Annotated in this window: 19 protein-coding genes; 11 read left to right on the top strand and 8 right to left on the bottom strand. The window is 35.8% G+C overall.

The window, feature by feature from the left end; translation table 11 throughout:
- Nucleotides 1–40: 40 nt before the first annotated feature.
- The 5 genes from B0I22_RS02645 to B0I22_RS02625 all read left to right on the top strand — a co-directional run bounded on the left by B0I22_RS02645 (nt 41) and on the right by B0I22_RS02625 (nt 3,804).
- A complete protein-coding gene (locus B0I22_RS02645; protein ID WP_133943056.1) occupies nt 41–601 on the top strand; it encodes a Crp/Fnr family transcriptional regulator in 561 nt (186 codons plus the stop codon).
- 71 nt (nt 602–672) lie between these two features.
- Nucleotides 673–1,536 carry an SDR family oxidoreductase gene (locus B0I22_RS02640; protein WP_133943055.1) on the top strand — a complete coding sequence of 288 codons (864 nt, stop codon included), beginning with the start codon at nt 673–675 and terminating at the stop codon, nt 1,534–1,536.
- A gap of 6 nt (nt 1,537–1,542) precedes the next feature.
- The gene (locus tag B0I22_RS02635; protein ID WP_133943054.1) at nt 1,543–1,872 is read left to right on the top strand and encodes a DMT family transporter; all 330 of its coding nucleotides are present in this window, start codon (nt 1,543–1,545) and stop codon (nt 1,870–1,872) included.
- Between the two features lie 12 nt (nt 1,873–1,884).
- On the top strand, nt 1,885–2,472 hold the full coding sequence (locus tag B0I22_RS02630; RefSeq protein WP_133943053.1) for a YdeI/OmpD-associated family protein: 588 nt from the start codon (nt 1,885–1,887) through the stop codon (nt 2,470–2,472).
- A 258-nt stretch (nt 2,473–2,730) separates the two neighbouring features.
- Complete coding sequence (locus tag B0I22_RS02625; RefSeq protein ID WP_133943052.1) at nt 2,731–3,804, top strand: type I restriction endonuclease; 1,074 nt, start codon at nt 2,731–2,733, stop codon at nt 3,802–3,804.
- A 138-nt stretch (nt 3,805–3,942) separates the two neighbouring features.
- Here B0I22_RS02625 and gcvP read toward each other — a convergent pair whose 3' ends face one another.
- The 6 genes from gcvP to B0I22_RS02595 all read right to left on the bottom strand — a co-directional run bounded on the left by gcvP (nt 3,943) and on the right by B0I22_RS02595 (nt 10,990).
- A complete protein-coding gene (gene gcvP, locus B0I22_RS02620; protein ID WP_133943051.1) occupies nt 3,943–6,801 on the bottom strand; it encodes an aminomethyl-transferring glycine dehydrogenase in 2,859 nt (952 codons plus the stop codon).
- 94 nt (nt 6,802–6,895) lie between these two features.
- Nucleotides 6,896–7,897 (bottom strand): NAD-dependent epimerase/dehydratase family protein, encoded by a 1,002-nt coding sequence (locus B0I22_RS02615; RefSeq protein WP_133943050.1) that lies wholly within the window; start codon nt 7,895–7,897, stop codon nt 6,896–6,898.
- Nucleotides 7,894–8,154 (bottom strand): hypothetical protein, encoded by a 261-nt coding sequence (locus B0I22_RS02610; protein ID WP_133943049.1) that lies wholly within the window; start codon nt 8,152–8,154, stop codon nt 7,894–7,896. The genes B0I22_RS02615 and B0I22_RS02610 overlap by 4 nt, the downstream gene beginning before the upstream one ends.
- A gap of 25 nt (nt 8,155–8,179) precedes the next feature.
- Nucleotides 8,180–8,956: an alpha/beta fold hydrolase gene (locus tag B0I22_RS02605; protein ID WP_133943048.1), complete on the bottom strand. Its 777-nt coding sequence runs from the start codon at nt 8,954–8,956 to the stop codon at nt 8,180–8,182.
- Between the two features lie 16 nt (nt 8,957–8,972).
- Nucleotides 8,973–9,692, bottom strand: a complete 720-nt coding sequence (locus B0I22_RS02600) for a pyridoxine 5'-phosphate synthase (protein WP_133943047.1) — start codon at nt 9,690–9,692, stop codon at nt 8,973–8,975.
- A 38-nt stretch (nt 9,693–9,730) separates the two neighbouring features.
- Entirely contained in the window at nt 9,731–10,990 is a 1,260-nt protein-coding gene (locus B0I22_RS02595) for a mechanosensitive ion channel family protein (RefSeq protein WP_133943046.1), read from the bottom strand.
- A gap of 86 nt (nt 10,991–11,076) precedes the next feature.
- Between B0I22_RS02595 and B0I22_RS02590 the strand changes: the two genes are divergently transcribed.
- Together B0I22_RS02590 and B0I22_RS02585 are read left to right on the top strand one after the other, a co-directional pair.
- A complete protein-coding gene (locus B0I22_RS02590) occupies nt 11,077–11,562 on the top strand; it encodes a DUF456 domain-containing protein (RefSeq protein ID WP_133943045.1) in 486 nt (161 codons plus the stop codon).
- 8 nt (nt 11,563–11,570) lie between these two features.
- The gene (locus tag B0I22_RS02585; RefSeq protein WP_133943044.1) at nt 11,571–11,987 is read left to right on the top strand and encodes a hypothetical protein; all 417 of its coding nucleotides are present in this window, start codon (nt 11,571–11,573) and stop codon (nt 11,985–11,987) included.
- Between the two features lie 217 nt (nt 11,988–12,204).
- Here the strand turns inward: B0I22_RS02585 and B0I22_RS02580 are convergent, their stop codons facing one another.
- Nucleotides 12,205–12,849 (bottom strand): uracil-DNA glycosylase, encoded by a 645-nt coding sequence (locus B0I22_RS02580; protein WP_133943043.1) that lies wholly within the window; start codon nt 12,847–12,849, stop codon nt 12,205–12,207.
- A 209-nt stretch (nt 12,850–13,058) separates the two neighbouring features.
- Here B0I22_RS02580 and B0I22_RS02575 point away from each other — a divergent pair, with 209 nt between their 5' ends.
- From B0I22_RS02575 to B0I22_RS02565, 3 genes are read left to right on the top strand one after another with little or no spacing between them, the layout of a single operon-like run.
- The gene (locus B0I22_RS02575; RefSeq protein WP_166668161.1) at nt 13,059–14,132 is read left to right on the top strand and encodes a lactonase family protein; all 1,074 of its coding nucleotides are present in this window, start codon (nt 13,059–13,061) and stop codon (nt 14,130–14,132) included.
- Nucleotides 14,133–14,188: 56 nt separating this feature from the next.
- The gene (locus B0I22_RS02570) at nt 14,189–16,501 is read left to right on the top strand and encodes a DUF5686 family protein (RefSeq protein WP_166668160.1); all 2,313 of its coding nucleotides are present in this window, start codon (nt 14,189–14,191) and stop codon (nt 16,499–16,501) included.
- 60 nt (nt 16,502–16,561) lie between these two features.
- On the top strand, nt 16,562–17,686 hold the full coding sequence (locus B0I22_RS02565; RefSeq protein ID WP_133943040.1) for a lactonase family protein: 1,125 nt from the start codon (nt 16,562–16,564) through the stop codon (nt 17,684–17,686).
- Nucleotides 17,687–17,694: 8 nt separating this feature from the next.
- Here B0I22_RS02565 and B0I22_RS02560 read toward each other — a convergent pair whose 3' ends face one another.
- On the bottom strand, nt 17,695–18,264 hold the full coding sequence (locus B0I22_RS02560; protein WP_133943039.1) for a hypothetical protein: 570 nt from the start codon (nt 18,262–18,264) through the stop codon (nt 17,695–17,697).
- Between the two features lie 70 nt (nt 18,265–18,334).
- On the opposite strand from B0I22_RS02560, the gene rsmA reads away from it, so the two are divergent.
- Complete coding sequence (gene rsmA, locus B0I22_RS02555; RefSeq protein ID WP_133943038.1) at nt 18,335–19,108, top strand: 16S rRNA (adenine(1518)-N(6)/adenine(1519)-N(6))-dimethyltransferase RsmA; 774 nt, start codon at nt 18,335–18,337, stop codon at nt 19,106–19,108.
- Nucleotides 19,109–19,458 lie beyond the last annotated feature (350 nt).

Below are 19,458 nucleotides of genomic sequence, written 5' to 3'. Positions count from 1 at the left end.
TGATTTAGCTATCTTTGAAGTTACATTGTCTTCACGCGATATGAATCCATTAATTAAAAAATTCAAGGAATACGGAAATTTAAATCCAGAAATCGAGGAAGAATTATCTAAAAGAATCAAATCCCAAATAAAACAAAAAGGTGATTTTTTCCTGAAGCAAGGCCAAATTGTTTCCAGTTTGTTCATCATTGAGACAGGATTGGTACGTTCTTTTTTCATTAAAGATGACAAAGAAGTCAATGCTTGGTTTGGTTTTGAAAACATCATTTTGGGTTCTATATTGTCTTTGTTCTACAAACTTCCCTCCTTTGAAAACATTCAGTTTTTGGAGCAATCCAACATTTATTACATCACGTCCGACGACCTCAACGAGCTTTATAAAAAATACCACCAAATGGAAACTATTGGCAGAATAATGGCGGAGGAATATTGTAAAATTATGGAAGAACGCATAATGTCTTTGCATACACAATCGGCTGAACAACGCTACCAAACCTTACTGAAAGAGGAACCAGAAGTTTCGCAACGTATTTCATTGGGTCACATTGCATCATATCTTGGCATCACGCAGGAGACGCTCAGTCGCATACGAAAGAAGTAAATTTAATTTGACTTTTGTCAAAAAATTCAGTTTAATTATCCAGTTTCTTTGCATCATAAATTTAATGAGTTATGATTTTAATTACAGGCGCATCAGGACATTTGGGAACTGCAGTCATCAATCATCTTTTAACAAAAATATCCGCTGATAAAATAGTCGCATTGGTAAGAAATACGGAAAAAGGAAAAGCATTAAAAGCAAAAGGAATCGAAGTTCGAATTGGCGATTATGCAGACAAAACCTCGATTGAAAAAGCAGTTGATGGTATTTCAAAATTATTATTAATAAGTGGAAGTAGTGAAGATGCTCTGACAGAACACAAAAACGTGATAGATTCTGCCAAAGATGCGGGGGTTTCACAAATATACTACACCAGTGGCGCACGAAATGAAAACGTTTCGGAATCCAAACTAGGTCCTTTGACAGACGCTTACAGCACGACTGAAAATTACATTATAAACAGCGGTTTACCTTACACCATTTTTCAAAACGGATTGTACTCAGAAACGCTTCCATTCTTCATTGGTTATGATGTCGTGAACACTGGAATCTCTTTCCCAGCCGAGAACGGAAAAGCATCTTTTGCCACACGCGACGAAATGGGAAAAGCGATTGCCAATGTCTTGGCTGACGATGGTCACATCTACAAAATCTACAAATTAACAGGTGCTCTATCCTACTCTTTTGCGGAGATTGCAGAATTACTTTCTGAATTTTCAGGGGAAAAAGTAGCCTATGAAAGCCCTGCCCCAAAAGATTATGAAAAGAAACTGAAAGAGTATGGCGTCGGCGAAATGGACATTTGGTATTTAACATTATTGGCTTCTATTATCAGGAATGATGAGTACAATGTTGTTTCATCGGATTTGGAAGAATTGTTGGGACACAGAAATACCGATTTGGAAATCTACTTGGAAGACACATTTATTAATTAACAGATTATGAAATACTTATTTTTAGGATTAGCCATCTGTTTAGAAGTCCTTGGGACGAGCAGTTTGGCAAGATCCGAGAACTTTACCAGACTATGGCCAAGTTTGCTCACCGTTGTCGCATTTACAGGCTGTTTCTATTTCTTCTCCCACGCCATCAAGGAGATTCCATTGGGCGTGGCTTATGCGATCTGGGCAGGATTGGGCATTGTTTTGACGGCTTTGGTTTCCGTTTTATTTTTCAAACAGAAACTGGATTTGCCAGCCATCTTGGGAATAGCAATCATCATCGTCGGCGTTTTGGTCATTAATTTGTTTTCAAAATCGGCAACGCATTAATTTCCATCACCAATGACTTCCAAACCCACCAAAATCCAAGAAACTTTCTACCCAGAAACGCCAGAGCAATGGCGCAATTGGCTCATAGAAAATCACACGCGCGACAATGGAATTTGGCTGGTTCAATACAACAAGAAATCCGGTAAAGCATCTGTCAGCTGGAGCGATGCTGTGGACGAAGCGCTCTGTTTTGGTTGGATCGACAGTCTCAAGAAAAAACTGGACGACGAATCCTCAATCCAATACTTCTGCAAACGAAAACCAAAAAGCACTTGGTCCAAAATCAACAAACAAAAAATCGAAAAACTCACCGCCGAAAACCGAATGTCCCCAGCCGGATTAGACTGTATCAACATCGCCAAGGAAAACGGTTCGTGGGAAATCCTGGATAGCGTAGAGGAACTTACCGTCCCCGAAGATCTATTGCTTGAACTTTCCTCAAGACCAAACGCCCTAGAGTTTTTCCAAAGCCTCAGCAAATCTATCAAGAAAATGATGCTTTACTGGATTATCAGTGCGAAACGGCCTGAAACCAGACAGAAAAGGATTTTGGAAATCGCAGAATCTGCGGAGAGGAAGATGAAACCGAAACAGTTTTAGTAAAAAAATTCACGTTACAATATTTAATAAACCTCACACTCACGTGGGGTTTTCTTGTTGTAAGTGATACTTGATTTGAAATATTTCATCAAAGTAAGGAAAACCGTAAAAAAGTAAATTCTATTAATGATAGTTTTGTTAAACTCACTAAATAGATTTAACAACAAAGTGAATTAATTTGAGAACTTATCACCAATTAATTTTTCAAAATAATTTCAAATTATTAATAAAACAAATTATTATAGAAAAACAAAAACTATGGAATCAGATTTAAAATTAAAATTAGAACAATTGCATCAAAGAGTTGACTCTTTAAAAGACCAAATTAATACCGAAGAAGCAACTAAGAATGCTTTCGTTATGCCATTTATTCAAATTTTAGGATATGACATTTTTAATCCAACAGAGGTAATTCCGGAATTTATTTGTGATATTGGAACAAAAAAAGGCGAAAAAATTGACTACGTCATCAAAAGAGATGGCGAACCAATTTTAATCATTGAATGTAAGCATTGGAAAGAAAAAGTTGACGCTCACAATTCTCAACTTCACAGATATTACCACGTTTCTAAATCCCGTTTTGGTGTTTTGACAAACGGTCATCAATACAATTTCTACGCAGATCTGGAAAAACCAAACATCATGGACGAGAAACCATTTTTCACTTTGGATTTATCAAACTTAAAAGATTCGAGTTTGAAAATATTAGAAAAATTTTCTAAAAACGGTTATAATTTAGAGCAGATTTTGGATTCAGCAGAATCTTTAAAATACATAAAAGCAATCAGAAATGAATTTGAAAAAGAACTTCAAAATCCTTCTGATGAAATCGTTCGACTTTTAGTAAATCGATTTTTCGACAAACTTTTGACGGCTTCAAGATTAGTAACGTTCAAAGAATACACTAGAAAAGCATTTTCAAATTCAATAAATGAATCAATCAATTTCAGATTGAAAAACGCACTGAATATTAATGAAACGCTTCCTTCCAAAACGGCTGAAAAAATAGAACCAATCGACGAAAATACTGAAACTCCAAAATTCATCACAACAGACGAAGAAATGGAAGGTTCTCAAATTATAAAAGCGATTTTAAGAGAAATTTTACCAGCTTCAAGAATTGCATTTAGAGATACTCAATCTTATTTTGGTATTTTATTAGATGACAACAATCGTAAACCAATTTGTCGTTTACATTTTAACTCATCCAATAAATATATTGAACTTTTTAACAACGGAAAAGATAACGGAGAGAAAAAACTAATTGCTTCTTTGGACGAAATTTATAACTTCAAAAGCGAGTTATTAGCAACAATAAAAAATTATGAATAACTTTAATTGCGTTGAAATTTTCCAAATCTATATTGTCCTAAACCAAAAAAACCTCTCAATCACTTGAGAGGTTTCTTTTATATAAATTAATGAATCACAAAATCATTTATCATTCATAATTAATCACTTATAATTGATTTACATATAAGCTTCTATCGGCTCACAAGTACAAACTAGATTTCTGTCGCCATAAGCTTCATCAATTCTTGCAACTGTTGCAAAGAACTTATGAGTTCTCACCCAATCCAATGGATAAGCAGCTTTCTCTCTGCCATAAGGTTTGTCCCAAGAATCCGAGATCACCAATTGCTCGGTGTGAGGTGCGTTTTTCAAAACATTGTTTTCTCTGTCTGCATCGCCGTTTGCAATCTCATCGATTTCTTTTTTGATGCTGATCAATGCTTCCGCAAATCTATCAATTTCGTCTTTGTTTTCAGACTCGGTTGGTTCTATCATTAATGTTCCAGCAACTGGGAAACTCACTGTTGGCGCGTGGAAACCGTAATCCATTAGTCGTTTCGCCACATCTGCCACTTCAATTCCCAAAGATTTGAACTGACGGAAATCTACGATACATTCGTGTGCTACTCTACCTTTGTCATTTGCATAAAGGATTGGGAAATGCTCAGCTAAGATTTCTTTCAAATAATTAGCATTAAGGATGGCGTGCTCCGTTGCTTTTTTCAAACCTGAAGTTCCCAACATTTTGATGTAAGCGTAAGAAATATTCAAAATCAATCCAGAACCATAAGGCGCTGCAGAAATCCCTTCGATGGCTTCTTTTCCACCGATTTGGATATTCGCGTTGGTTGGTAAGAATGGAACCAAATGCTCCGCCACACAGATTGGACCAACACCAGGACCTCCGCCACCGTGAGGAATAGCAAAAGTCTTGTGAAGATTCAGGTGACAAACATCTGCCCCGATATTCCCCGGACTTGTGAATCCAACCTGCGCATTCATATTCGCACCGTCCATATAGACTTGTCCGCCGTGATCGTGCGTTAGTTTTGTTATTTCTTTGATATTAGCATCGAAGAATCCGTAAGTCGAAGGATAAGTGATCATCACACAAGACAAGTTCTCAGAATGCAACTCAGTTTTCGCTTTGAAATCTTCAAAATCAATTTCGCCGTTTTCAAGATTCTTCACAACTACGATTTTCATACCAGCCATTGCTGCGGAAGCCGGATTGGTTCCGTGTGCAGATTGAGGAATCAAAACGATATTTCTATGGCCTTCGCCTCTGTTTTTGTGATATTCTCTGATGACCATTAGTCCAGCATATTCGCCTTGCGCACCAGAATTTGGTTGAAGAGAAGTTCCAGCGAAACCAGTGATTTCTGCTAAATCTTTCTCCAATTCTTTGATCATTTCCTGGTAACCGCCTGCTTGCTCCGTTGGTACAAATGGATGAACACTTCCCCACTCGCCCCAAGATAGCGGGATCATTTGAGTTGCAGCATTCAATTTCATTGTACAAGATCCAAGAGAAATCATAGAATGTGTCAAAGACAGATCTTTTCTTTCCAGACGTTTGATGTAACGCATCAATTCTGTCTCTGTATGGTATTTGTTGAAAACTTCTTCTTCTAATATTTTATCTTCTCTCAATAATTCTGCAGGAATAGAATATTCTTCTTTTAATGATACTTTATAACCTTGTTTCCCTTTGAACTGGGCAAAAGCTTCGATCAATTGGTTTAGTTTGTCAACAGTTGTAGTTTCGTTTAATGAAATACTCACGATGCCTTGAGAAAAATAATTAAGATTGATTTTCTGATCTCTCATTTTCATTCTCAAAGAAGATTTTTCCTCCTCGTGCAATCTGAATTTCACCGTATCAAAAACAGGCTCGTCCACGATGTCATAATCCAAAACTTTCAACGCATCGCCTAGAGCATTGGTTTTGTAATGGATTTGATCGGCGATAAATTCCAAACCTTTTGGTCCGTGATAAACCGCGTACATTCCAGCCATCACCGCCAATAAAACCTGAGCTGTACAGATATTGGATGTTGCTCTTTCTCTTTTGATGTGCTGCTCTCTGGTTTGAAGCGCCATTCTCAACGCACGTTTGCCGTACATATCTTGAGAAACACCAATGATTCTTCCCGGAATATCTCTTTTATAATCTTCCTTGCAAGTGAAGAACGCTGCATGAGGACCACCGTAACCCATCGGAATCCCGAATCTTTGAGAAGTTCCGACCGCACAATCTGCGCCCATATCAGCAGGAGATTTTAGCTTTACCAAAGCCATCGGATCGCAAGCTACAACCACTTGCAGGTTGAATTCTTTGTAATAAGTAATATTTTCTGTATAGTCTAAAACGATTCCGTTTTTCCCAGGATATTGCAACAAAACGCCGTAGTAAGAATCATTGAACTGGTGATTGATGTGATTCCCAACAATTACATCGATTCCAAGACCTTCTGCCTTTGTCTTAAGAACAGAAATCGTTTGTGGCAAAACCAAATCTGAAATGAAAAACTTCGAAGCATTATTTTTCTTTTGGTCTTTCGTTCTGTTGTTGAAGAACATATGCATTGCTTCTGCAGCAGCCGTAGATTCGTCAAGCAATGAAGCGTTTGCTAAAGGAAATCCAGTCAAATCCGAAACGACTGTTTGGAAATTGAGCAAAGCTTCCAATCTTCCCTGCGCAATCTCTGCCTGGTAAGGTGTGTAAGCGGTGTACCAGCTTGGATTTTCCAGAATGTTTCTCTGGATTGGCGAAGGCAAAATCGTATTGTGATATCCAAACCCAATATAGTTGTCAAAACTTTGGTTCTTAGAAGCCAAATCTTTAGAATGCAATAACATTTCGTACTCCGAAAGCGGCTCTGAGATGTTGAGATCTTTTTCTAACCTGATGGAATCAGGAATGGTTTGTGAGATTAATTCTTCTATACTTTTTGCTCCTACTTTATTCAGCATTTCCGCTTTATCAGCTTCGTTGAGACTGATGTGGCGGTTTACGAATTGTTGTGTATTCATTATAAGACTTAAGATTAGATTTTATTAAAATATGTTGCGTAAAAATACGACTTTTGAGATAATTAAACAAAGCTTAACATAACGATAGAAAATATCATTTCCTATCTGAAAGGTAGTTTTTCAGATGAAAATCCACACTTTCATCGATGGGAATGAATTCGTAATTCAAAGTTTCACGAATTTTTTGATTGGTAATTTTCGAATCGGATTTGATGGTTTCTACGTTGGTTTTGTTCGCTAATTTCAGAATTGGAATCAACCAACCAAACAGAACTGAGAATATCGGTAAAATATCAAGAATCGAATTCGGGATGATTTTCGCAGGCGATTTTCCAAAGGCTTTTCTGACTTTATCAGAAATCGTTTTGTATTTAATATTTTCAGAAGTCACAATAAAACGTTGTCCGAAAATTGATTTTTCCATTAATTCAATCGCAATATTCGCAACATCTCGCACATCCACATAAGCCGTAGAACCGGGAAATGTAAAACCGTTTGACAATTCTTTGAACAATTTTCCACTGCTGTGATTCCAATTTCCGGAACCGATGATTAAACCTGGATTGATGATGACAGTATTAAGACCTTCGTATTGCGCGCGCCAAACTTCCATTTCTGAAACATATTTGGAAATCGCATAATCCGAATGGTGAAGTTTTTCGTTGAAATCAGAATTTTCATCCATTTCACCTTTCTCATTATAACCATCCAAAACTGCAATGGAACTTACGAAAAGAAACTTTTTGACTTGATTGGAATCGATGGCAAAAAGTAATTTCTCAGTAACTTCAGAATTATTTCGGTACAATTCCTTCTCATCTTTTGGATTGAAACTGACTTTGGCAGAGCAATGATAGACTTCCTCCACACCTTTCAAAACATTCTCGATTGATTCCGAATCTTCGAAATCTACATCCATCCATTCGATTTGGTTGAAATAAAAATCAGGCTGGTCTGTATAAAATCGGTAAGATTCTAAAACATCTTTCAGGTTGCTGGATTTTCTTTTGGTCGCGCGGACTTTCTTTCCTTTTTTCAAAAGCTCGAGAACGATTACTCGTCCCAAAATTCCTGTTGCGCCAGTAACTAAAATCATTCTATGTCAGAGGTTTGATGACCGATGTCGGACGTTTTTTTGAAAAGCTGAATGATGAAAACAGCGTTCAAAATTGAAAATATTAAAACTATACCAACAAAATACCACAAGCTTTTGCCTTCCAAAATTAGAAACCAATTTCCTCTCCCAGAAAGTGAATCCCGAAGCACGAAAAACAGAAGTCCTAAAAGAAAAAGATTGACGATGGCAGAAAAACCAAGTATCAATTTGTAGATAAGTTGTTGATGTCTAATCATAAGTCTCAAAGATAAAACTTGAAAACTAACCCTGCAAGAATTCTTTCACAGCGATACCAAAATCAACTGGATTATTCGCTTGAACCCAATGTTCTGCATTTTTGATTTTGATGATTTTCGAATCTGGGAATTGTTGTCTGATGAGCAATTCGTCTTGAGGCAAAATATAATTGGAATTTGCACCTCCAATGAACAAAGTTGGACCTTTGAAAACACCGAATCTAATTGCGTTTGATACAAACTCTGTATATTTCTCCGCCAACGTTTTCAGATTGAATCTCCAAGCTAGCTTTTTATCGTCTGTCCAGTACAAGTTCTTCATCAAAAACTGAATCACAAATTTCTCGTGAATGTACTCTCCCAAAACAGCTTCTACATCTTGCCGAGATTCTACAGTTGAGAAATCTACACTTTGTAAAGCTTTGATAATCCCCTGATGATGTGGCGGATAGGCTTTTGGCGTAATGTCTACAACAATGAGTTTTTCTAATCTTTCCGGAAAATTGATGGCAAATTGCATCACGGCTTTTCCTCCTAAAGAATGACCTAAAACATTGGCTTTTTGGATGTTGTGAGCGTCCATATAATTGACAATATCTTGAGCCAAATCGTCGTGCGACATAGAATCTGAATGAAAACTTCTACCGTGATTTCTCAAATCTAAGATGTGAGTCGGCATCAAATCTCCAAATTCTTTTCCAAAACTTCCCCAGTTATCCAACATTCCGAACAATCCGTGAAAAACCAAAAGTGGCGTTTCTGTTCTCTCTTCTCCGTATATTTTTGAGTGTAAAATTTCCATTAATAATAAAATATAATTACCATTTAGCTAAACGTTTCAAATAAGCCTGAACCGTATTTTCCAATCCCAAATACAAAGCCTCAGAAATCAAAGCGTGACCGATGGAAACTTCCAAAAGATTCGGGATGTTGTCTGCGAAATATTTTAGATTTTCTAAACTCAAATCGTGTCCTGCATTGATTCCCAAGCCATATTCACTCGCGACAACAGCGGTTTTAAAATAAGATTCTACCGCAAATTCTTTGTTTTGAAGATAATGTTTAGCGTAAGCTTCCGTGTAAAGTTCGATTCTATCTGCGCCTGTTTCGGAGGCAAATTTCACCATTTCGGGATTTGGGTCAAGGAAAATAGAAGTTCTAATCCCCGCATTTTTAAATTCAGAAATGACCGATTTTAGGAAGTCAAGATTCTTTTCGCAATCCCAGCCAGCGTTGGAAGTAATCGCATCATCAGCATCGGGAACCAAAGTCACTTGCTCAGGTTTTACTTCCAAAACCATATCGATAAAAGGTCTGTGAGGATTTCCCTCAATATTAAATTCCGTTTTTACCAAAGGTTTCAAATCGTAAACATCCTTTCTTGTGATGTGTCTTTCGTCCGGTCGTGGATGGATTGTAATTCCCTGCGCGCCGAATCTTTCTAAATCCAAAGCCACTTGAGTTACACTTGGAACATCACCACCTCGAGCGTTTCTGAGCGTTGCGATTTTATTGATATTGACACTTAATTTTGTCATATTTTTTATAATTGATAAATGATGAATGATAAATGATTTTAAATTTTATGAACCTGCATTATTTCCAAATCAAATTCTTTGGAAGCGACCAAAAGATGATCAAAAATATCTGCCTGAATTTGTTCAAAATGTTCCCATTTGGAATCGTTGGCAAAACAGTAGATTTCCAAAGGCATTCCTTGTGGCGTGATTTCCATTTGTCGCACCATCATCGCGCCGTTTTGATCTATATTGGGATTATTTTTCAGATAGCTCATGGCATATTTTCGGAAGGTTCCGATGTTCGTAAGTTGCTGTCCGTTGATGATCTCGTCTGCATTGATAAGATTTGCCTTCTCTTGGTCTATTTCTTTCTTTTTCTCCACAAGATAATCGTGAATCAAATTGATTTTCAACAACTCTCCAAATAATTCCTCATCAAGAAATTTAAAAGATTTGATGTTAAAAACAATCGATTTTTTGATTCTTCTCGTGTTGGTTTCGGACATTACCTGCATATTTTTGATCTCAGTTGTCAGCAAATCATAAGTCGGAATCGTTGATAATGTTTTGTCAAAATTTCTGATTTTGGTTGTTAATAAATCAATATCTTCAATGTTACCTTCGATAGAATATTTCGGAATCGCAACCCAATCTCCCACTTTCAAATTCTTAGAAGTGGCGACGTGAATCCCAGTCACAAAACCCAAAATTGTATCTCGAAAAACCAAAACAATTACAGCCGTAATCGCTCCAAGACTTCCTAAAACCGTAGTTCCACTAATGCCAAGCAAAACACAGATAGCAATCACTGTAAAAATAAAAATACCAAAAATCTTAACCGTTTGCGAAATAGAATTGATGGCAATAATTTTATAATAATCCTTCTGAATCAGATAATAATTCTGTAAAACTTTGATAAAACGAAATGCCATATTGGCAATCACGAAGACTAGTAAAATCCCTATTAACCTCTCAAGAAAAATCTTACTCTGAGGATGTCTGTAAAAAACAGACACATACGCAAAACTACCAAAACCCAGCGCCAAAATATTGGCTACAGAATTGGTCACTTTGGCTTTGTAAACGGACTTCATTACAGGATATTTCTCTTTATCAAAAAAGAATCTGAATGTAAGATTAATTCCATTTTTCAGAATAAAAGCAACGGCATATATAAGGAAAAACAGAAAAATAAACTTTATTGCAATCTGAAAAGTCAAGACAAATTCGTCAGGGAAAAAATCTTTACAGAAGAAATGAATTTCGTCACTGATCCGTTGAAGAAAATCTTTGTAATCTATGAGTTCGTTTTTCATTGAGAGGAATTATTTCACAAATTTAAGTATAAAAAAAATCTTTTGGCATTAGTTTGAATATTGTATTTTTAAAATAAATTTGAACAATGGATTCGACATTAATAAATATTGTCTCGCTAGCCTTACTTTTCATTGGAATGTTAGGAACTTTTCTGCCCGTTTTGCCTGGACTTTTGCTCAGCATTTGCGGACTTTTGATTTTCAAATTCGGGACCGAAAACGAAATGCCAATGATGTACGTCTGGGTTTTTGCGCTCTTGACAATCGTTTCTACAGTTCTCAATTACGTGATTCCTGCAAAAACAAACAAAAAATACGGAGGAACGCGCTACGGAAGCATTGGCTCATTCATCGGAACTATATTAGGATTATTTTTCTTTCCTCCATTTGGATTTTTCTTTGGAATGCTAATTGGAGTTTTTGTTGGCGAATTACTACACGACATCAGCGATAGAAAAAAAGCGTTCAACTCTATGAAAGGGGCTTTCATCGGATTCGTTTATGGAACGGGTTTCAGTTTTATGGTTGGGCTGGCAATGTTTTTGGTGGTTGGCTATTATATTTTCTTTTAAAAACAAAAATGATGAATTACAAAACACTTTTCCTGCTTCCACTTTTGCTGTTGATGAGCAATTGCAAAACGCAATCTCAAACTCACACTCAGACTTCTGATAGCAAAACCATAAGTATCGAAATCAATAAAAAAATCACTATTCCGAATTCCAAAATCAGTTTAGAATTCAAAGAAATTGTGGAAGACAGCCGTTGTCCGGTAGATGTAACCTGCGTTTGGGAAGGCATTGCAATCGTAAATATTGATGCAACCAACGGCAATCAAAAAACGAATTTCAAAATTTCCAATCAAAATCTGGAAGACAAAAACATCACAAGATCTGTCACAGTTTCCGGTTACAAAATCACTTGGCAACAACTGAAACCGCAACCTGGCGGAAAAGAAGAACCAACAGTTGTGACCTTGAAATATGAGAAAGAATAATTTTTATTATTGAAGAAAAATTATCACAAAGATTTATTTAATTTTCGATGATTTAAGATAGCAAAGAAGAATCAATAAATTGATTTGATGAAGCATCGAATTCTAAAATGAAGAGAACCACACGCTTCATCACTACAGATTTATCTGTCTTTGTAGTCTTAAACTTTTACAGTTTCAAAATAAATCTTTGCGTTTCAATTTCAGCACCACAGAACTCTCATCCCCAAACAATCGGATTTTTTTCTTTTTCAAATAAGTAATTGTTTATTTTAGAAAAAGGTTTGCTTCCGAAAAATCCTCTGTAAACAGAAAACGGCGATGGATGTGCAGACTGAATGATGTGATGTTTGTTTTGATTAATTAGTAAAGCTTTTTTCTGTGCAAATGCACCCCAAAGTACAAAAACGACATTTTCTTTCTTATCCGAGATTTCTTTGATAATGAAATCAGTAAATGTTTCCCAACCAAGATTTTTGTGAGAATTTGGCTCGTGCGCTTTTACTGTCAAAGTTGCATTGAGAAGTAGAACGCCTTGTTTTGCCCAATCCTGCAAATCGTTGTTTTTTCTATCAACGCCGACATCATCTTTTAACTCGATGAAAATATTTTTGAGCGATGGTGGCGCTTTTACATTTTCGGAAACCGAGAAACATAGTCCGTTGGCTTGCCCATCATTATGATAAGGATCTTGCCCGATGATTACGACTTTCACATCATCAAATTCCGTGAGTTCCAAAGCGCGAAAAATTTCATTCTTTGGCGGAAAACATTGGCTGGAATTGAATTCGATCTTCACGTTTTCCCAAAGGTTTTTGAAATAATCACTTTTTTTTATCGGTTTCAGAACTTCTGTCCACGTCATCTTTTAGAATTTTTACAAAATTAATTTTACAAATCCATTAAAGCAAATTCTCTGACTTTTCTCTGCATCATTAAGTTAATTAATCATAAAATCCCTTTGGCTTAATTTTTATTGTAATACATTCGGACGATTTTTTGGAATCAAAACCTTAAAAATAGTTCTTCAACATAATGAAAATCAAGGTCTTTTTTATCCTTTCAATGCTTTTTATGATTAATATATCAGCGCAAAACACCGTTATCGTAGGGACTTACACCAATAGTGAAAAGTGCGACAGTGGCGGTATTCATATTTTTGATTTCGATGAGGACACTTATGAATACAAATTAAATTATCAGACAGAAAACGTCATCAACCCAAGTTTTGTAAGCCTAAGTCCTGACAAAAAATTTCTCTTTTCTGTGAACGAAAATGGTGATAAAAGTACAATCACTTCTTTTTCAATTGATGAACCTAAAGGAACTTTGACAAAAATTGATGAAAGAAAAACCCAAGGTGAAGATCCTTGCTTCTTGATTTCCGATGAAAAAAATGTAATTGTTGCCAACTATTCCGGCGGTAGCATCAATGTTTACAAACGTCTTGATGATGGAAAATTGTCCGAAGTCTCCCAAACTATCAAGTTCGAAGGGAAAGGTTTTAAGAAAGAAAGACAGGACAAATCTCACATTCATCAGGTTCAATTTTCGCCAGATCAAAAATATGTTTTGGCGACAGATTTGGGATTAGACAAAATTTATGTTTTTAAATATCATTCTGATAAAGAACAAACCCTGGAAAAAGTTGATGAATTTGAAGCGAAAAAAGGATCTGGTCCGCGTCATTTGGTTTTTGATAAAAGCGGAAAATTAATCTATCTCGTACAGGAACTCAGTGGCGACCTTTCGGTTTTAAGTTTTAATGATGGTAAAATCGAATTGGTACAAGAGGAAACTCTAATATCCAGAAAAGTCCATTTCAAATTTCGCGCGGCCGATATTCACCTTTCCGATGATGAACAATTTGCCTACGTCACGAACCGCGATGATGCCGATGACATTACCACATTCAGAGTTTTGAAAAACGGAAGAGTTGAGAAAATTCAACAAATCAAAACAACGGGAAAAAATCCCAGAAATTTTGCCATCAGTCCGAATAACAAATTGGTGTTAATTGCTAACCAAGACACCAATAAAATTAATATTTTTGCACGCGATAAAAAAACAGGAATACTCACTACGACTAAGAAATCTATCCCCGTCTGCAGTCCGGTAAATGTTATATTTTACGAAAAAGGAAAATAAATTCTTTGCCACAATAATATTTTAATAATAATTCTGTTTTAATAGATTAATGCTTGATGAAATCGATGCTTGATAAAAAATTTATTCTCTCTTTTTTTCTGATTTTTGTAACCGGTTTGCTTTTCTCGCAGACGGAAAAAGAAAACGAAATCGAAAACGTCGTGATCCAAGGCGTTAAAAAATATAAGAACAAAAAGGAAAATCCAGCCTACGCCATAATGCGGGAAGTCTGGAAAAAAAAGAAATCCAACGGGCTCCTGCTCCACAAAGATTACCAATACAAAACGTACGAAAAGATCGATTTCCGACTGGATAATATTGACAGCGCTTTCACAAAAAAAAGAGCTTTCAAAGGAATGGATTCTATTCTTTTCAAATACAATGATTCGTCTGAGATAGCTGGGAAAGCTGTTTTACCAATCTTCATCACCGAAAGTATTTTTCAGACTTACGGAAAAAATGACCCTAAAAAAGAACGTAAAGATCTTGTTGCAACCAGACTTTCCGGATTGAAGAATAATCAAATTGTTTCCAAAACGATACAGAATATGTATCAGGATATTAATATCTATGACAACACCATCAATTATTTGAACATTGGCTTTGTAAGCCCTGTTTCCACGGACGGTTTTGGAATTTTCGACTATAATATCACGGATACAATTGAGATCAATACTGTGAGAAGCTACGAAATCCGATTCACTCCCAAAAACCCTGATGCATTGGCTCTGAAAGGCAGACTTTATATTTCCATGGACAAATATAATGTGATGAAAGTGGAAATGCAGACCAATAAAAAAATCAATATCAATTTCGTAAAAAATATTGCTACAGATTTAGAATTTGACAATCCAGATGATTCTACATTTATCCCAATCCGAAACGAAACAACGTTGCAATTGGTAATGAATGATAAGGAAAAAGCAAAATCTGTGATTGCAAAAAGGGTGGCAAATTACACAGAATATCAATTTGACAAAGGAATCACAGATGATTTCATCAATAAAATAATTGTGCCCGAAGACGAAGCTGTGAGCAAAGATGAAAGCTATTGGCAAGCCAACAGAACAGAAATCCTGACCACCAGCCAGCAAAACATCTATAAAATGTACGAAGAACTGGAGGATAATCCCAAGTACAAGAAAGTCGTGAAGGTGATAGAAATTGCGAACTCCGGCTATATTCCTGTTGTGGATAGTGGTTTGGATTTAGGAAATATTTTCCAGTCTTTTGGATATAATGATATTGAAGGCGTACGACTGCGAGGCGGTTTCCGAACTTACCGTGGTAAAAATGATATGTGGCGAATCCAAGGCTATACGGCTTACGGTTTCCGCGATCAGAAATGGAAATTTGGCGCAGAAGCTAAGTATATGTTCAATAAAACCAATCGATTCCAAATCGGAACAGGATTCAGAGAAGATGTTCTGCAATTGGGCGTTCAGCTCACCACAGACGAGGGAATTATGACCAGATCATTTGCTTCCTCATCCGTTTTGAACAGCGGCGAAACAACAAGTATGAGTTCTGTAAAACAGACCAATATCTACACTAGCATTGAGCCTTGGAAAAACATACAATTGCGTTTGGATGCGACACAACAGAGCATCCAATCGGCGGATTCTAATTTGTTCAACATCAATTTTTACAAAAATGGTGTTTTGCGAAGCAATCTGAATGATACCCGATTTACCGCAACCGTGATTGCAAGACCTGGCGCAAAATTCTCAACTTATGGGATAGACCGTTACGAGATGACTGCTTTGGCAACCAATCCGACTATTATTTTGAAATATACCAAAGGTTTTGAAGGTATTTTCAATTCTGATTATAATTACAACAAGCTTCAGTTTTATTATTCTCAACCCGTGATTTTGGGCAACTGGGGAAGACTTTTTGCCAATGTAGAAGCAGGAAAAAACTTCGATTCTCTCCCACTCGCTTTACAAAACGTTTTGCCTGCCAATCAATCTTATGGTTTGGTGCGAGGCGTTTTTTCTTTGATGAATTATTATGAGTTTGTGGCAGATTCTTATGCGGTTTTGTTTTTGGAACATCATTTCAACGGGAAAATCCTGTCTCAGATTCCATTAATCAAAAAATTAAAACTAAGAGAAGTTGCATTTTTCCGTTCTGGTGTTGGAAGTTTGAGACAAGAATCCATTGATATGCACGCTGGAAATATCAAATTGACAGCTCCCGAAAAACCATACTACGAATACGGTTTTGGAATCGAGAACATTGGTTGGGGAAATTTCAGAATCCTGAGAATCGATTTTAACTGGAGAGGCAATTACCTTAATAACAGTACGCCGACTTCGCAGGTTAGAAAATTCGGGGTTCAGTTTGGTTTTCAGGCGAATTTTTAGGAAATTTGTGAAGCACAGATTCATCTGGAATCTCTCTAATTTTTTCTAATAAAATCATTAATGAAAATCCAAAAGATTGCTCTATTACTAAGTTTCTTAATTGCGTTAAATTTATATTCACAAAGACAATTTGTATTTTTTGGTTCTTACAATTGGGACAAAGGTTCAGAGGCAGTTTATGTTTATGAACTTGATAATGAAACCGGAAAATTGACCAAAGTTGCGTCCTCTTCGGATGTTATCAATCCAGGCTACATCACAGTTTCCAATGATGGAAAATATGTTTACGCTTCGTCTGACGCCAAAATGCCAAACGGAACTGTCAGCGCTTTCGCTTTTGATGCTGATAAAAAATCATTGACTTTTCTTAATCAACAAAAAACTGGCGGTGAAAATCCCGTTTATGTGAATGTTGATAAAAGCGGAAAATGGCTCATCAATGCGACTTACAATCAACCAAGAATTTCTGTTTTTCCACTTCTTGAAAGTGGAAAAATCGACTCGATAGCGCAACATTTCACATTCACAGAAGGAAGCGGTGTAAATCCTAAAAGACAGGACAAAGCGCACACGCATTCTGCGGTTTTCTCACCAGATTATAAGACTTTGCTGGTTGCAGATTTGGGCGCGGACAAAATTTTACAATATCCTTTTGACGCCAATCTGAAACAACCTTTGGTAGACAGTAAAAGTACATTTACCAGCACAAAACCGGGAAGCGGACCGAGACATATTACTTTCAGCAAAGATGGGAAATTGGCATATTCTATTGAGGAATTGGCGGGAATGATTTCCGTTTATGATTTTTCTGAAAACAAGCTGAAAGAAATTCAGAGAATTGCAACGCACACAGACAAAATCAAAGAAGGTTTTGAAAGTTCCGATGTTCATATTTCGCCAGACGGAAAGTTCCTTTACGCCAGCAACAGAGGAAAAGAAAACAATATTGCGATTTTTAAAATCAAGGAAGATGGAACTTTGGAATCTATCGGATATCAATCTGTGAAAGGAAAACATCCAAGAACTTTTGCGATAGATGAAACCGGAAAATTTATTATTGTCACTAATGTTATTTCACAAAATGTAACCGTTTTCAAAAGAAATCTGGAAACCGGAATGTTGAAAAAAGTCGGGAAACCAATCAATATTAAAAACGTGACTTGTGTGAAAACGAAGATTTATTGATTTTAATATTATCTGATCTTTTTTATCTGTACGGATGTTGAATCTTTTGATTTAGATATTTCTTTAATATCAAAATATTTCTTTGTTATCATTTTTTTATTTTTTTTATCTGGAATTTCTGATTGAACTAATAAAACCTCTTGGTTAAAAGTATAAAATGTGCAAATTGAATCTGCTTCTCCTGTATTTCTATTGTAAAAAATCCATAGATCTGTATTCAACAAAGCGCCAGTTTTTTCATCATAAATAAAAGATCCTTCACATTTTAGTTTTCCATTTTCATAGTAAGATTTGGTTGAAAAAAAATTTGGTTTATGAATTAGATTAGCCAAAAAATCAATTTTTCCATTTTTAAAATAATTAATAATTTTTGTTGTTTGCATATCCTTGAACTCATATAATCTTAAAAGATACTTTTCTTTAACATCGTATACTTCTGTTTTGAATTTTGAATTATTTATGAAATAATTTTTTAATAAAAGTTCTCCATTATCTGCAGTTTGTTCTTCAATTCTATTTGCTTGCTTTTCACATCCAACAAATAACAAAAAAACAATAATTAATATCGAATATTTCATAATTACATTGTCTAATTTTTCGGGTTCTAAAAATACTTATAAATTACCTTATCTTTGCAAAAAATCGAAATTGGACGTTAGAGCAAAAAAACACCTCGGTCAGCATTTTCTTACAGACCAGAACATCGCACGTGACATTGTAGATTCGCTTTCCTTGGAAGGTTACAAAAAAGTTTTGGAAGTTGGTCCGGGAATGGGCGTTCTTACGAAATTTCTTCTGGAAAAAGACGTTGAAACTTACGTTGCGGAAATCGATAACGAGTCCATCGATTATCTTAAAAAACATTATCCAAAATTAGAAGAACAGCATTTTGTTGGCGACTTTCTGAAAACTGATATTCCAGCAGTTTTTGATGGCGAAGAATTGGCTGTGATTGGGAATTTTCCATATAACATTTCGTCTCAGATTTTGTTTAAAATCATTGATAATTTCCAATACGTTCCGGAAATGAGCGGAATGTTCCAAAAAGAGGTTGCCGAAAGAACTGCGGCAGTTCCAAGGACGAAAGATTACGGAATTCTATCGGTTTTGGTTCAGGCTTATTACGATGTGGAATATCTTTTTACTGTTCACGAAAATGTTTTCAATCCGCCACCAAAAGTGAAATCCGGCGTGATCCGAATGACCCGAAATCTGAAACCTGGATTAGCTGGAAATGAAGTTCTATTCAAGCAAATCGTGAAAGCTGGATTTGGACAAAGACGCAAAAAAATGAGCAACTCTTTGAAAGTTCTTGGAATTCCTGAAGCTATGAGTTCTCATCGTTTTCTGGATATTCGAGCAGAGGAATTGTCTGTTGCAGATTTCATTGATTTTACGAATGAGTGGAAAGCTAGTTTGTAATCCTGGCTTAATATAATAAAGGGAAATCAATTACAAGAAATGCAATTATTATAACTGTATTCACTTATTTAAAATCCAAAAAACTAACTCATTTAATCCTTTTAGATTGACTGCTTCTCCCATTAATTAGACCTTAAAAAAATCTAGTAAAATACGTAATGATAAATTCGATTTTATCAAACACAACCGATATGATTTCCATCATATCAAATTATAAATTTCTTAACAATTTAACATTTTTTATAGATATTCAAAAATAACCTTTGTGATTTTCATCATAGATTATCAACCTAACAAATATCATATCTATATTTTCTTTATTCTTTAATAGCAATTACAATTTTATTTAT

Origin of the sequence: Epilithonimonas xixisoli (assembly GCF_004365655.1) — a bacterium.
GTDB lineage: Bacteria > Bacteroidota > Bacteroidia > Flavobacteriales > Weeksellaceae > Epilithonimonas > Epilithonimonas xixisoli.
Note: the sequence above shows the minus strand (reverse complement) of the source record. Positions and strands in the feature narration are given on the sequence as shown.

Coding starts and splice junctions, on each gene's coding strand:
- B0I22_RS02645 (WP_133943056.1), top strand. CDS start 41: ATGAATCCATTAATTAAAAAATTCAAGGAATACGGAAATTTAAATCCA.
- B0I22_RS02640 (WP_133943055.1), top strand. CDS start 673: ATGATTTTAATTACAGGCGCATCAGGACATTTGGGAACTGCAGTCATC.
- B0I22_RS02635 (WP_133943054.1), top strand. CDS start 1,543: ATGAAATACTTATTTTTAGGATTAGCCATCTGTTTAGAAGTCCTTGGG.
- B0I22_RS02630 (WP_133943053.1), top strand. CDS start 1,885: ATGACTTCCAAACCCACCAAAATCCAAGAAACTTTCTACCCAGAAACG.
- B0I22_RS02625 (WP_133943052.1), top strand. CDS start 2,731: ATGGAATCAGATTTAAAATTAAAATTAGAACAATTGCATCAAAGAGTT.
- gcvP (WP_133943051.1), bottom strand. CDS start 6,801: ATGAATACACAACAATTCGTAAACCGCCACATCAGTCTCAACGAAGCT.
- B0I22_RS02615 (WP_133943050.1), bottom strand. CDS start 7,897: ATGATTTTAGTTACTGGCGCAACAGGAATTTTGGGACGAGTAATCGTT.
- B0I22_RS02610 (WP_133943049.1), bottom strand. CDS start 8,154: ATGATTAGACATCAACAACTTATCTACAAATTGATACTTGGTTTTTCT.
- B0I22_RS02605 (WP_133943048.1), bottom strand. CDS start 8,956: ATGGAAATTTTACACTCAAAAATATACGGAGAAGAGAGAACAGAAACG.
- B0I22_RS02600 (WP_133943047.1), bottom strand. CDS start 9,692: ATGACAAAATTAAGTGTCAATATCAATAAAATCGCAACGCTCAGAAAC.
- B0I22_RS02595 (WP_133943046.1), bottom strand. CDS start 10,990: ATGAAAAACGAACTCATAGATTACAAAGATTTTCTTCAACGGATCAGT.
- B0I22_RS02590 (WP_133943045.1), top strand. CDS start 11,077: ATGGATTCGACATTAATAAATATTGTCTCGCTAGCCTTACTTTTCATT.
- B0I22_RS02585 (WP_133943044.1), top strand. CDS start 11,571: ATGATGAATTACAAAACACTTTTCCTGCTTCCACTTTTGCTGTTGATG.
- B0I22_RS02580 (WP_133943043.1), bottom strand. CDS start 12,849: ATGACGTGGACAGAAGTTCTGAAACCGATAAAAAAAAGTGATTATTTC.
- B0I22_RS02575 (WP_166668161.1), top strand. CDS start 13,059: ATGATTAATATATCAGCGCAAAACACCGTTATCGTAGGGACTTACACC.
- B0I22_RS02570 (WP_166668160.1), top strand. CDS start 14,189: ATGAAATCGATGCTTGATAAAAAATTTATTCTCTCTTTTTTTCTGATT.
- B0I22_RS02565 (WP_133943040.1), top strand. CDS start 16,562: ATGAAAATCCAAAAGATTGCTCTATTACTAAGTTTCTTAATTGCGTTA.
- B0I22_RS02560 (WP_133943039.1), bottom strand. CDS start 18,264: ATGAAATATTCGATATTAATTATTGTTTTTTTGTTATTTGTTGGATGT.